General features: G+C 71.4%; 10 protein-coding genes. 2 read left to right on the top strand and 8 right to left on the bottom strand.

Annotation, left to right across the window (positions count from 1 at the left end; genetic code table 11):
* The first annotated feature begins 47 nt into the window (after positions 1-47).
* Positions 48-2,237 carry a transglycosylase domain-containing protein gene (locus ACF1G2_RS15235; RefSeq protein WP_391798713.1) on the top strand — a complete coding sequence of 730 codons (2,190 nt, stop codon included), beginning with the start codon at positions 48-50 and terminating at the stop codon, positions 2,235-2,237.
* Positions 2,238-2,342: 105 nt separating this feature from the next.
* Here ACF1G2_RS15235 and ACF1G2_RS15230 read toward each other — a convergent pair whose 3' ends face one another.
* The 3 genes from ACF1G2_RS15230 to ACF1G2_RS15220 all read right to left on the bottom strand — a co-directional run bounded on the left by ACF1G2_RS15230 (position 2,343) and on the right by ACF1G2_RS15220 (position 6,804).
* Positions 2,343-4,400 (bottom strand): SpoIIE family protein phosphatase, encoded by a 2,058-nt coding sequence (locus ACF1G2_RS15230; RefSeq protein WP_391798712.1) that lies wholly within the window; start codon positions 4,398-4,400, stop codon positions 2,343-2,345.
* A 290-nt stretch (positions 4,401-4,690) separates the two neighbouring features.
* Positions 4,691-5,356: a DUF402 domain-containing protein gene (locus ACF1G2_RS15225; protein WP_391798711.1), complete on the bottom strand. Its 666-nt coding sequence runs from the start codon at positions 5,354-5,356 to the stop codon at positions 4,691-4,693.
* A 44-nt stretch (positions 5,357-5,400) separates the two neighbouring features.
* Positions 5,401-6,804 (bottom strand): class II fumarate hydratase, encoded by a 1,404-nt coding sequence (locus tag ACF1G2_RS15220; RefSeq protein ID WP_391798710.1) that lies wholly within the window; start codon positions 6,802-6,804, stop codon positions 5,401-5,403.
* Between the two features lie 105 nt (positions 6,805-6,909).
* Between ACF1G2_RS15220 and ACF1G2_RS15215 the strand changes: the two genes are divergently transcribed.
* On the top strand, positions 6,910-8,439 hold the full coding sequence (locus ACF1G2_RS15215) for a ricin-type beta-trefoil lectin domain protein (RefSeq protein WP_391798709.1): 1,530 nt from the start codon (positions 6,910-6,912) through the stop codon (positions 8,437-8,439).
* Positions 8,440-8,515: 76 nt separating this feature from the next.
* Here ACF1G2_RS15215 and ACF1G2_RS15210 read toward each other — a convergent pair whose 3' ends face one another.
* The 5 genes from ACF1G2_RS15210 to ACF1G2_RS15190 all read right to left on the bottom strand — a co-directional run bounded on the left by ACF1G2_RS15210 (position 8,516) and on the right by ACF1G2_RS15190 (position 12,477).
* Positions 8,516-9,160, bottom strand: a complete 645-nt coding sequence (locus ACF1G2_RS15210) for a lipoprotein (protein ID WP_391798708.1) — start codon at positions 9,158-9,160, stop codon at positions 8,516-8,518.
* A 44-nt stretch (positions 9,161-9,204) separates the two neighbouring features.
* Positions 9,205-9,603, bottom strand: a complete 399-nt coding sequence (locus ACF1G2_RS15205; RefSeq protein ID WP_391798707.1) for a VOC family protein — start codon at positions 9,601-9,603, stop codon at positions 9,205-9,207.
* A gap of 104 nt (positions 9,604-9,707) precedes the next feature.
* Positions 9,708-11,378, bottom strand: coding sequence for a fumarate hydratase (locus tag ACF1G2_RS15200; RefSeq protein ID WP_391798706.1), 1,671 nt, complete (start codon positions 11,376-11,378; stop codon positions 9,708-9,710).
* 107 nt (positions 11,379-11,485) lie between these two features.
* On the bottom strand, positions 11,486-12,118 hold the full coding sequence (locus ACF1G2_RS15195; protein ID WP_391798705.1) for a TetR/AcrR family transcriptional regulator: 633 nt from the start codon (positions 12,116-12,118) through the stop codon (positions 11,486-11,488).
* Positions 12,115-12,477: a DUF1304 domain-containing protein gene (locus tag ACF1G2_RS15190; protein ID WP_391798704.1), complete on the bottom strand. Its 363-nt coding sequence runs from the start codon at positions 12,475-12,477 to the stop codon at positions 12,115-12,117. Before ACF1G2_RS15190 ends, ACF1G2_RS15195 begins: the two co-directional genes overlap by 4 nt.
* Between the last annotated feature and the right edge of the window lie 112 nt (positions 12,478-12,589).

Here is a 12,589-nt window from a genome sequence, read left to right as displayed (position 1 = left end):
GTCGACACCACGACGACGAGACCACGACGAGCGGAGCGACGGAGAACATGGGCCGAGCGGACAAGGGCCAGGGGAAGAAGGGCGGGCGCATACGCCGCCTCTTCACCTGGAAGAAGATCCTGGGCACGTTCTTCGTCGGCTGCCTGCTCGTGATGGGCGCCTTCTACGCGATCTACCTGATGGTCCCGGTGCCGACCGCCAACGCGCAGGCGACCATGCAGAGCAACGTCTACAAGTACGCGGACGGCAAGATCCTCGCCCGTACCGGCGAGATCAACCGCGAGATCGTGGGCCTGGAGAAGATCCCGCTCGACGTGCAGCACGCCTTCGTCGCCGCCGAGAACAAGTCCTTCTACAAGGACAACGGCATCGACATCAAGGGCACCGCGCGCGGCGCCCTGAACACGATCACCGGCAAGGGCAAGCAGGGTGGTTCGACCATCACCCAGCAGTACGTGAAGAACTACTACCTGGACCAGGACCAGACGGTCACCCGCAAGCTCCGCGAGATGGTGATCGCGCTCAAGGTCGACCAGCGCATGTCGAAGACCGACATCCTCGCCGGCTACATGAACACGAGCTTCTACGGCCGCAGCGCCTACGGCATCCAGGCCGCCTCGCAGTCGTACTACGGTGTCGACGCCGCGAAGCTGGACGTCGCCCAGGGCGCCTACCTCGCCTCGCTGCTCCAGGCCCCCAACCAGTACGACTGGACCGCCGCCACGCCCACCGGCCGCAAGCTGGTCGAGGAGCGCTGGAACTACACCCTCGACAACATGGTCGAGGAGGGCTGGCTCGACCCGGCCGAGCGCGCCACGCTGAAGTTCCCCGCCCCGCGCAAGGAGAAGGCCGCCCCCGGCATGGAGGGCCAGCGCGGCTACCTCGTCGAGGCCGCCAACCAGGAGCTCATGCGGCAGGGCATCAGCACCGAGGACATCAAGGCCGGCGGCTGGACGATCACCCTCAACATCGACGAGCAGAAGCAGAAGGACCTGGTCAAGGCGGTCGAGCGGCAGCTGGAGAAGAAGCTCGACCGCAAGGGCGACAAGAAGGACGCCACCGTCCAGGCGGGCGCCACCTCGGTCGACCCGAAGACCGGCAAGGTCGTCGCGATGTACGGCGGCGTCGGCGCCACCGAGCACTGGACGTCGAACGCCACCCGCCGCGACTACCAGCCCGCCTCGACGTTCAAGCCGATCGTCCTCGCCTCCGCGCTCGACAACCGCGCGCTGACCCAGGACGGCCGGAAGATCGGCCTCGGCACGATCTACGACGGCACCAGCAAGCGTCCCGTGGTCGGCAGCTCCATCGCGTTCAAGCCGGAGAACGAGGACAACCGCAGCTACGGACCGGTGACCGTCCAGAAGGCCACCAACAGCTCGATCAACTCCGTGTACGCGCAGATGATCGTGGATGTCGGCCCGGGCACCACCAAGAAGACCGCGATCGACCTCGGCATGAAGGACGGGGCGGACTTCGGGGAGACCCCCGCGATGTCGCTCGGCACCATGGGCGCCTCCACCTGGGACATGGCCGGCGTCTACGCCACGCTCGACAACCACGGCGTCAAGGTCACCCCGACCATCGTGAAGTCCGCCGAGCACAAGGACCGCAAGGCCGAGCCGGTGAAGTCGATCGGCGGCCAGGTCATCAGCCGCGAGGCCGCCGACACCGTCACCAAGGCGATGACCGGCGTCGTCCGCAGCGGCTCCGGCTTCCGGGCCGCGGGCGACTACGCGGCCGCCGGCAAGACCGGAACCTCGGAGAACAACCGCTCCGCCTGGTTCGTCGGCTACACCCCCGAACTGGTCACCGCCGTCGGCCTCTTCGGCGAGGACCCCAAGGGCAACCAGGTCACCCTGACCGACACGATCAACCCGGGCCGCGCCAACGGTGGCCGCACCCCCGCCGAGATCTGGGGCGACTACACCGCAGCGGCGCTCGACGGCGGCTCCGACGCCCGCTTCGATCTGGAGACCGACGGCTTCGGCGACGTCGTGGAGCCGGACCCGACCACGACGCCGACCGGCGACGCCCCGACGTCGACCCCGCCGCCCGTCACCCAGTCCCCGGACCCGACGCCCCCGCCGACCTCGACGGCGACCACGCCGCCACAGCCGACGGACACGGTCACGGTGCCGCCGCCGCCCACGCAGACGACGGACCCGGTGCCGCCGACGATCGAACCACCGGTCGACGGCGACGTCGGCAGCGAGAACCTCCGCCCCGAGCGCTGACACGGAGCGCTGACACAGGCCGCCGGCACCGGGCGGCCACACGGCGAAGGCCGGACCCGAAGCGGGTCCGGCCTTCGCCGTGTCATGCCATGCGCCGTGTCACGCTCAGATACGCGTCGGCAGCTCGAACCAGACGACCTTGCCGCCCGAGAGCCGGGTCGCACCCCACCGCCTGGCCAGCCGATTCACCAGGAACAGCCCGCGCCCGCCCTCGTCCGTGTCCCGCGCCCGCCGCTGCCGGGGCAGCTGCGGCGAGTCGTCGCCGACCTCGCAGCGCAGCACGTCCGTCTTGAGCAGACGCAGCGTCACCGGCCGCTCCGCGTACCGGACGGCGTTCGTCACGACCTCGCTGATCAGCAGCTCGACCGAGTCCGAGAGCTCCTCCAGGTCCCAGCGGGCCAGCGCCCGCCGGGCGAGCCGCCGCGCCCGTCCCGGCGCCGCGTCCTCCGGCTCCAGGAACCAGTACGCCACGTCACTCGGCGCGATCCCGTCGAAACGGGCCGCGAGCAGCGCGATGTCGTCGTCCCGGTCACCCGGGCCGAGCATGTCGAGGACGTCGTCGCAGAGGGCCTCCAGCGGCGGCGAGTGGTCCGGGCCGGTCAGCTGGGCGGTCGCCGCCAGGCGCTCGCGGAGCTGCTCTATCCCGGTCCACACGTCCCGCAGCCGCGACTCGACCAGACCGTCCGTGTACAGCAGCAGCGTGGCGCCCGCAGGGGCGTCCAGCTCGACGGCCTCGAAGTCGACCCCGCCCACGCCGATCGGCGCGCCCGGCGGGACGCGCAGGACCTCGGCGCGGCCCCCGAGGTGGAGCAGTATCGGCGGCGGATGGCCCGCGTTGGCGATGGTGATCCGGTGCGAGACCGGGTCGTACACCGCGTACATGCAGGTCGCCATCCGGTCCTGGCCGAGCCGCTGGGCCTGCTCGTCCAGGTGGTGCAGGACCTCCTGGGGCGGCAGGTCGAGCCCGGCGAGCGTCTGCGCCGTGGTCCGCAGCTGGCCCATGATCGCCGCGGACGTCATGGAGTGGCCCATGACGTCGCCGACGACCAGGGCCACCCGGCTGCCGGGCAGCGGGATGGCGTCGTACCAGTCACCGCCCACCCGGGCCGTCTCGGCGGCCGGCAGATAGCGGGAGGCGAGCCGGACGCCGGTCGGCTGCGGCAGCGAGTCCGGGAGCATCGTCCGCTGGAGTTCGTCGGCGATGTACGCCTCACGGCCGTAGAGCACGGCCTTGTCGATGCCGAGCGCGGTGTGGGTGGCGAGCTGGGCCGCGACGAGCAGGTCGTTCGGCTCGAACGCGGGGCGTTCGGGGCGGCGCAGGAAGACGGCGGCGCCGATGACCCGGCGCCGGCCCCGCAGGGGGGCGAGGATCGCCCGGTGGCCGCCCGGCAGGACGTGGTCACGGCCGAGCAGCTCGGACAGCGCGGCGCGAGCGGCCGCGGAGTCGCCGAAGACCGGCCGCACGCCGCGCAGCACCTCCGCCAGGTTCCCGCCGGAGCGCACCTCGCAGAGTTCGGCCGCGGGGGTCGGGTCCGGGTCGGGGACGAGGGTCAGCTCCTCGCCCTCCACGTCCGTTAAACGGAGCCGGTCGGTGCGGCGCAGCCGCAGCACGAACGGCGCGACCGGCCGTTCGTCGCCGACCGGGAGCGGGTCGCGCAGATAGACCAGGATCGCGTCGGAGAAGGTCGGCACGGTCGCCCGGCAGAGCCCGAGCACGATCTCGTCGAGGTCTATCCCGCGCGCGATCCGCCGGGTCGCCGCGCCCACGAACCGGAGCCGGTCGCCCTCGCGCCGGGTCGCGGCGCCGTCCTGCGACTGCGGCGAGCCGGGGGAGCCCGGGGTCGCCGGGGTGGCGGTCACGGCCATCGCGGCCGCCGGAGCACCCGCCTGTGCGGGCGTGGAGCCCGGGGCGGCGGCCGCGGGCGGCGTCACCTGTCCGGGCACGGGCCGGCCTCCGCCGTCGCCCGTGCCGTCGGGGGTGTGCTCACGGTCGGCGCCCGGCGTGTCCTCGGGGCGTCTGCCGGCGGCGGCGGACCGGGGACCTGCCGAACCGGGCTGCGCCGGCACCGGCGCCTCGGCCGCTTGCTGCCGGGGGCGGGTGCGCTCGTGCGGCCGGGCAGCCAGCGGCTGCCGGCCTTCGTGGGAGGTGGGATGCTCCGTCACGCGTGGGATTCCGTCCGTCCGGGCCGGTGGTGCGATGCACTCGCTCTTCTCGCCGATGCCGCGCCTTCACGGGGGATAAACCCCTGGCGCGCGGTGGATCTGAAAGCCCCGCGAGCAGCGGCTACGACAGGGGTCGGCACACCCGGGCAGACGTCCGGCACTGCTCTCCCCCTCAAGAATGACTTACGGTCAGGTCCTGCGCTGTGCTCTGTGGTTGACACCGTGTTCGGTGGATCATCGTCGTGCGGAGGACGATCCTACGTTTGCACCCCGGGGGCGCATCAAGGGTCTCACGGTGCCGTGTGCGCCGGGGTGCGATCCCAGTCCGACGGCAGTTCGGGAACGGTCCAGCCGGGATCGGGCCGCCAGTCCTCCCACCCGTCGCGGAACGGCGCCCCCCAGGCGCGGATCAGGTCGACGGCCGCGCTGCCGGCCGCCCGGACGCGCGCGGCCTGCGCCGCGTCCATCAGGCCGGACCGCTGGGCCTGCGCGAACTCGTCCTCGTCCCGCCAGAGCCAACTGCGGTCGGGGTAGACGGAGATGTCGAGGAAGTGGTCCACGGAGTCGACGCCGCCGGACCACCGGGTGCGCGGCTCCTCCAGGTTCACGTACCAGCTGCGGAAGAGCCAGCCGCGGTCCCAGAACAGCCAGACCGACCAGGGGTCGGCCGGCCGGGCCAGCTTCAGCACACCCGTCCCGAACCAGCGCGAGCGGACCGTGGTGCGCGGCGCGGTGTAGCGGGTGGCGAGGGGTTCCTGGTGGACGGGGGTGCCGTCGGCGAGCACCGGCTTGACGCACTCGGTGCCCGGCGCCATCCAGACGGCGAGCAGGTCGGGGGTGTCGCGCACGACGGTCACGGGACGGCAGATGTGCACGTCGCCGGAGGCGTTGTCGAGGTAGCGCCAGAGGATGTGATCCCCCGGCGCCCAGTGCTGAGAACCACCCGATCCTGTCATGCACAGATATTAGGGGTGCGCCTCCTCGACCGCTGCGATGCAGGTCACGGATGAGTCATACGCAGCACGTCCAGCGCCTCGTCCAGCTGTTCGACGGTGAGGTCGCCCCGGTCGACGTAGCCGGCCTCCAGGACCACCTGGCGGATCGTCTTCCGTTCGGCCAGGGACCTCTTGGCCACCTTCGCCGCCTCCTCGTAGCCGATGTACCTGTTCAGCGGGGTGACGACGGACGGTGAGGACTCGGCGTACTCCCGGGCCCGTTCGGCGTTGGCGGTGATGCCGTCGACGGTGCGGTCCGCCAGCAGACGCGCGGCATTGGCCAGGAGCCGTACGGATTCCAGCAGGTTCTTGGCCATCACCGGGAGCATCACGTTGAGCTCGAAGTTGCCGGCCGCGCCCGCCACCGCCACGGTGGTGTCGTTTCCGGTCACCTGCGCGGCGACCATCAGGACGGCCTCGGGAATGACCGGATTCACCTTGCCCGGCATGATCGAGGAGCCGGGCTGCAGGTCGGGGAGGTTGATCTCGGCCAGGCCGGTGCGCGGGCCGCTCGCCATCCAGCGCAGATCGTTGGAGATCTTCGTCAGACCGACGGCGATGGTCCTGAGCTGGCCCGACGTCTCCACCAGGCCGTCCCGGGCGCCCTGGGCCTCGAAGTGGTCGCGGGCCTCGGTGAGGGGCAGCCCCGTCGTGCCGGCGAGTTCGGCGATGACCGCGGCGGAGAAGCCGGGCGGCGTGTTGATGCCGGTGCCCACCGCCGTACCGCCGAGGGGGAGTTCGGCGAGCCGGGGGAGGGAGGCGCGCAGCCGTTCGACGCCGTACCTGACCTGCGCCGCGTAGCCCCCGAACTCCTGGCCGAGGGTCACCGGCGTGGCGTCCATGAGATGCGTCCGGCCGGACTTCACCACCGTCGCGAATTCGGCCGATTTCCGCTCCAGCGACGCGGCCAGGTGGTCGAGGGCGGGGACGAGGTCGTGGGTCACGGCGGCGGTGGCGGCGATGTGGATCGAGGACGGGAAGACGTCGTTGGAGGACTGCGAGGCGTTCACGTGGTCGTTCGGGTGGACCTCGCGCCCCTCGGGGAGCCGCTCGGTGGCGAGCGTGGCGATGACCTCGTTGGTGTTCATGTTGGAGGAGGTGCCCGAGCCGGTCTGGAAGACGTCCACCGGGAAGTGCTCGTCCCAGTGGCCCTCGGCGACCTCGGCGGCGGCCTCCGCGATGGCCTTCGCGCGGTCTTGGTCGATCACCCCGAGCGAGGCGTTGACCTTGGCCGCGGCGGCCTTGATCCGGGCGAGGGCCTCGATGTGGGCGCGCTCCAGGCGCTGCCCCGAGACGGGGAAGTTCTCCATCGCCCGCTGGGTCTGGGCCCGCCACTTGGCGTGCGCGGGAACCCGCACCTCGCCCATCGAGTCGTGCTCGATCCGGTAGCCGCTCGTGTCGTCGCTCATGACGTCAACCTCCATACAAAGGTGAGCACTTGTCTTGTTCCGCCTATTCCCCTTGCGCTTACCAGCCAGTAAAAACCGTGGGTAACCCCACTTCCAGGAGGCGCAATGAGGCGCACCAGGTACAGACTCCGTTGGGCGATCGCGGCCTCGGCCGCGGCCGCCGCGGTCCTCGGAGCGACCGGGGCCGCCGCCCCCGCCGGCGCGGCCCCGAGCACACCCCGGGCGGCGGTCTCCGCCGTACCGCTGCCGCCCGAGCTCGAAGCCGTCCGGGCCGCCGAGGCGATCAGGATCTACGGCAGCCCCGAGGAACGCCCGCTCGCGCAGCGCAAGAGCGGCCTGATCTCGCTCGGCGACAGCGAGATCTCCGGCGAGGGCGTCGGCACGTACGAACCGCCCACCAACGGACCGAGCAACTGGTGCCACCGCTCGCCCGAAGCCGCCATCCACCGCACCGGGATCCCCGCGGACCTCACGTTCAACGTGTCCTGCTCCGGTGCCTACAGCGGCAACATCAGGATCGGCGGCTCGAAGCAGTACGCCGACGAGCTGGTCCAGAGCGACAACCTGGCCGTCAAGGCCCGCAACACCCGGATCAAGATGGTCCTGCTCGTGGCCGGAGCCAACGACGACCTCCAGTTCGGGCCCGTCATGACCGACTGCGTCACCCGCTACCTCACGTTCCAGGGCGCGTGCGAGCCGAAGTACGCCCCCGGCTGGCAGGCCCGCGTCGACGCCCTCGTCCCCAAGGTCGAGCAGACGGTGCGCGACCTGAGGACCGTGATGCGCGACGCCGGCTACGCCGACGGCGACTACAAGCTCGTGGTCATGGGCTACCCGAGCCCCATCGGCCCCGACTTCCCCGACAACCCGAACTTCCCCGGCAAGCTCGTCTGCGGCGGCCTGGGCTACGACTCCGACACCGTCTGGGGCCGCAACACCGCCGTGCCCGCCTTCGAGCGCGGCATGCGCAGGGCGGCGGCGAACACCGGCGCGACCTACCTCGACAACTCGCGGCTCTTCCACGGCCACGAGGTGTGCATGGAGGACACCTGGGCCCGCGGTCTGTACATCGACCTCTCCAAGCCCGGCACCCCCGACGAGAACTCGCTCAGGCAGTCCTTCCACCCGAACGCGAGCGGTCACCGCGCCTTCGCGTCGTGCCTCACCCAGCTCTACGGCTCCGGTCTCCGCGAGGCCGGTTGCGCGGACGTCAACTCCAGCGGGACGCCGACCCTCTTCCCGTACGCCTGGGACGACGTCTACCGGCCGCTGAAGAACCAGGCCACCGGCAACTGCGCGGACGTCGACGCGGCCACGTCCAGGAACGGCACCGCCGTGCTCGGCTGGGACTGCCACGGCGGCCGCAACCAGGGGTGGTGGTACGACTCCGCCCGGCAGACCCTCCACACGGAGCTGACCCAGGACCGCTGCCTGGACGTGCCGGGCGCCCGCTACCGCGCGGGCGAGGCGCTGATCGTCTGGAACTGCTCGGGCGCCGCGAACCAGAGGTTCGTACGCGACGGGGCCGTGATCAGGCCCGCGGCCGCGACCGGGCTCTGCCTGACGCAGGCGGCCGCGAAGCAGCCGCTGCGGCTGCAGAACTGCGACGGCTCGGCGAACCAGCGGTTCGCGTAGAGCCGGGCCCACGACGCCGTGGCCCCCGTCCGGTGCGGGACGGGGGCCACGGTCACGCCTGCTGCGAATCCTGCTGTCAGAGGGCCTTGAGGCTGGTCCGGGCCAGCTCGTACGCCGGGAGCATCTCCCGGTGCTCCTCGGTGTCGAGCCCGCCGAGGTGGACGATGACCGTCCCCTTCGGCGCGGCGACGGCGAAGGCCCGCTCCTCCTTCGACTCCTCCATGAGCTTGTTGTAGACGGTGTACGTCACCTCGACGGCCGGCAGCGTGCCCGCCTCGGTCTCCTTGTAGGTGACCTTCGAGGTGTTCTCCTCCGCCTTCACGAACCCTTCGAGTGCGGTACGCGCCGCGCCCCTGTCCGCCGTCCAGACCCGCAGATAGCCGATGTTGCCGGCCGGCTTCGCGTCGATCTCGCAGGTCATCGTCGCCGGACCCTGCACGGCGAGCGCGGCGAACAGCTCGTCGTCGGTGGCTTCGACGGCCTTCGGCCTCCAATCGGCGGCCAGACCGAAGGAGACCGGCAGCGCACAGGCGGACCCGGAGGCCCCCACGGACGTCGAGGCCTCGGCACCCGCGCCGGAACCGGCCGCTGCGGTGGTGGTGGGCGTCGTGACGGGCGGCGCGGTGCCGACGGGCTTCGCCGTGGTGCCACAGCCGGTCAGTGCGCCGACGGCCGTGAGAACGGCCAGCGCCGTCCCCATGACCCGTATCGGATGTCTCATGGGCGCAGGCTAGCCGGGACGGCCAGGGCACCCCTCGCGGTTTTTCACCGGCGGCCCCGCAGAACGTCCACGTAGTGCTGGTTCTGCATGACGCCCAGGACGTTCCCGAAGGGGTCGGTCACCGAGGCCGTGACGAAACCCGGGCCGCGGGGCGTGAGCGGCTCGTACTCCTTCGCCCCCAGGGACAGCAGACGGTCGAGCGTCGCGCGCACGTCGTCCACGTGCCAGTACACGATCGCGCCGCCGGGCTCGCCGGTCGCCGGACCGGCCGGCGCGTAGGCGCGGTCGATCAGCCCGAGCTCGTGCTGATAGTCGCCGATACGGAACTCCGCGTACCCGGGCCGCTCGAAGTACGGCTCCAGGCCGAGCAGTTCCGTGTACCAGGCCTTCGCGGCCGTCAGGTCGTCGGCCCAGAAGCTGACCGTGGTGAGTCCTCGCAGCATGGTGTTCCCCTCTCCTCGTCCGGTGTCGTCACCGTAGGGGCCAAGTAGGACTGATTCCGTCCTACTTGGCCTCGGAGAGGGGAACGCCGTGATGCGCAGCCGTGTCAGACCAGGCCCGGGCCGCGGACCGGGATGTGGGTGAACGTCGGCTCCGGGGCCGGGTTCTGGAAGAAGTCGTTGCCCTTGTCGTCGACGACGATGAACGCCGGGAAGTCCTCGACCTCGATCTTCCAGACCGCCTCCATGCCGAGCTCCTCGTACTCGACGACCTCGACCTTCTTGATGCAGTCCTGCGCGAGGCGCGCCGCCGGGCCGCCGATGGAGCCCAGGTAGAAGCCGCCGTGGCTGCCGCACGCGTCCGTGACCTGCTTCGAGCGGTTGCCCTTGGCCAGCATGACCTTGGAGCCGCCCGCCGCCTGGAACTGCTCGACGTAACTGTCCATCCGGCCGGCCGTCGTCGGGCCGAAGGAGCCGGAGGCGTAGCCCTCGGGGGTCTTCGCCGGGCCCGCGTAGTAGACCGGGTGGTCCTTCAGGTACTGCGGCATCTCCTCGCCCGCGTCGAGCCGCTCCTTGATCTTGGCGTGCGCGATGTCGCGCGCCACGACCAGCGGGCCGGTGAGCGAGAGCCGGGTCTTGACCGGGTACTTCGTCAGCTCGGCGAGGATCTCGTCCATCGGCTGGTTCAGGTCGATCTTCACGACGTCGGAGGCCTCGTCGAGATGCTCGTCCGTCGTGTCCGGCAGGAAGCGCGCCGGGTCGGTCTCCAGCTGCTCCAGGAAGACGCCCTCGGCGGTGATCTTCGCGACGGCCTGGCGGTCCGCCGAGCAGGACACGGCGATCGCGACGGGCAGCGAGGCGCCGTGGCGCGGCAGCCGGACGACACGGACGTCGTGGCAGAAGTACTTGCCGCCGAACTGCGCGCCGATGCCGATCTTCTGCGTGAGCTCGAAGACCTTCTCCTCCAGCTCCTTGTCCCGGAAGCCGTGGCCGGTCTCGGCCGAGCCCTCGGTGGGCAGCTCGTCCAGGTAGTGCGCGGAGGCGTACTTCGCGGTCTTCAGCGCGAACTCGGCGGAGGTGCCACCGACGACGATCGCCAGGTGGTACGGCGGGCAGGCGGCCGTGCCGAGCGAGCGGATCTTCTCCTCCAGGAACTTCATCATGCTCGCCTCGTTGAGCACGGCCTTCGTCTCCTGGTAGAGGAAGGACTTGTTGGCCGAGCCGCCGCCCTTGGCCATGAAGAGGAACTTGTACGCGCCGCCGTCGGTCGCGTACAGCTCGATCTGCGCGGGCAGGTTCGAGCCGGTGTTCTTCTCCTCCCACATGGTGACCGGGGCCATCTGCGAGTACCGCAGGTTGAGCTTGGTGTACGCGTCGTAGATGCCCTTGGACAGGGCCTCCTCGTCGAGGCCGGAGGTCAGCACGTTCTGGCCGCGCTTGCCCATGACGATCGCCGTGCCGGTGTCCTGGCACATCGGGAGGACGCCGGCGGCGGCGATGTTCGCGTTCTTGAGGAGGTCGAGCGCGACGAACTTGTCGTTGCTCGACGCCTCCGGGTCGTCGATGATCCGGCGCAGCTGAGCGAGGTGTGCCGGGCGCAGGTAGTGCTGGATGTCGTGGATCGCCTCGGCGGCGAGCGTGCGGAGCGCCTCCGGCTCGACCTTGAGGAACGTACGGCCGTCGGCCTCGAAGGTGGAGACACCTTCGGCGGTCACCAGGCGGTAGGGCGTGGTGTCCTCTCCCAGGGGGAGCAGATCGGAGTACGAAAACTCTGGCATGACGGCAGCCATTCCTCACTCGGCAGACAGCGGCGCCACCTCCGTTGGCGGCGCCTCCTCCAGCGTAGAGCGCGGCCGGGGGGCCGATCCTGTGAGGTAAGGCTCAGTTAGGGCCTGCCCTCCGGCAGCGGTGTGCGGTGGAGGGAGATCAACAGCCGCCAGGTGCGGCCGGCGATCCGGTCGGGGGAGGCCTCGATCAGGCCGTGCACCCAGTCCGCGAGCAGCCCTCCGAAGGCCGCCGCGACCGCGGAGGCGACGAGGTCGGGCTCGGGGGCCCCGGCCAGTTCCCGCTCGCGCCGGCTGTACGCGCGCAGCTCACGGTGGAGCAGCTCGCCGAGCGGCCCGCCACCGCCCGGCCGCAGCAGGCCGCGGTAGAGCGGCGCCCGGGGAGCGACGTCGGCGAAGAAGGCGGCGAGGGCGGGCGGCGGGGCGGCCGGGTCGGGCGTGCCGCGCCAGGCGTGGAGCGCCTCGACCGCGTCCCGTACGACATCGGCGCAGGCGTCGACGGCGAGGGCCTGGAGGTCGGGGTAGTGCAGGTAGAACGTGGCCCTGCCGACGCCCGCCCGGCGGACGAGCGCGGCGACGCCGACCTCGTCGAGGGGGCGCTCGGCGCACTCCTCCCAGAGCGCGGCGCGGAGCCTGGCGCGGGTGCGGGCGGCGCGGGGGTCGGTGGATCCGGGGCCGGCGGGGGCGGGGCCGGTGGCACCGGGGTCGGCGGGGTCGGCGGCTGAGGCGGTCATCCCGCCCACAGTACGGCGGCGAGGGCGAGGGTCCCGGGCAGCGCCTGGGCGAGGAGGATCCGGCGGTTCGCGGTGAGGCCGCCGTACACCCCGGCGATCACCACGCAGGAGAGGAAGAACACCTGGACCTGGTGTCCGGTGGGGTCGCCGGCGATCAGGCCCCAGACCAGACCGGCCGCCAGGAAGCCGTTGTACAGGCCCTGATTGGCGGCGAGGGGCGCGGTCGCGCGGGCCATGGGGGCGTCGAAACCGGAGAGTCCGCGGCCCGGGCGGCGCTCCCAGAGGAACATCTCCAGAACGAGGATGTAGGCGTGCAGGGCGGCGACAAGGCCGACGGCGACGTTCGCGATGATGGACATGTGTCCAGGATAGCTGGACAGGTGTCCATCAGTGTGGAGCGGGGTGGTCGGGTGCGCGGCCGGGGTGTCCTGTTCGAGGCGTCCGGTCGCGCCCACTAGTCGCGATCTATCG

Source organism: Streptomyces sp. NPDC013457 (genome assembly GCF_043089925.1).
In the GTDB taxonomy this organism is placed as follows: domain Bacteria; phylum Actinomycetota; class Actinomycetes; order Streptomycetales; family Streptomycetaceae; genus Streptomyces.
The sequence above is the reverse complement of the archived record's forward strand: the minus strand, read 5'-3'. Positions and strand labels throughout refer to the sequence as shown.

What these genes read in the sequence shown, in the direction of transcription:
- ACF1G2_RS15235 (WP_391798713.1), top strand. Translation starts at nt 48, where the DNA reads ATGGGCCGAGCGGACAAGGGCCAGGGGAAGAAGGGCGGGCGCATACGC.
- ACF1G2_RS15225 (WP_391798711.1), bottom strand. Translation starts at nt 5,356, where the DNA reads ATGACAGGATCGGGTGGTTCTCAGCACTGGGCGCCGGGGGATCACATC.
- ACF1G2_RS15220 (WP_391798710.1), bottom strand. Translation starts at nt 6,804, where the DNA reads ATGAGCGACGACACGAGCGGCTACCGGATCGAGCACGACTCGATGGGC.
- ACF1G2_RS15215 (WP_391798709.1), top strand. Translation starts at nt 6,910, where the DNA reads ATGAGGCGCACCAGGTACAGACTCCGTTGGGCGATCGCGGCCTCGGCC.
- ACF1G2_RS15210 (WP_391798708.1), bottom strand. Translation starts at nt 9,160, where the DNA reads ATGAGACATCCGATACGGGTCATGGGGACGGCGCTGGCCGTTCTCACG.
- ACF1G2_RS15205 (WP_391798707.1), bottom strand. Translation starts at nt 9,603, where the DNA reads ATGCTGCGAGGACTCACCACGGTCAGCTTCTGGGCCGACGACCTGACG.
- ACF1G2_RS15200 (WP_391798706.1), bottom strand. Translation starts at nt 11,378, where the DNA reads ATGCCAGAGTTTTCGTACTCCGATCTGCTCCCCCTGGGAGAGGACACC.
- ACF1G2_RS15195 (WP_391798705.1), bottom strand. Translation starts at nt 12,118, where the DNA reads ATGACCGCCTCAGCCGCCGACCCCGCCGACCCCGGTGCCACCGGCCCC.
- ACF1G2_RS15190 (WP_391798704.1), bottom strand. Translation starts at nt 12,477, where the DNA reads ATGTCCATCATCGCGAACGTCGCCGTCGGCCTTGTCGCCGCCCTGCAC.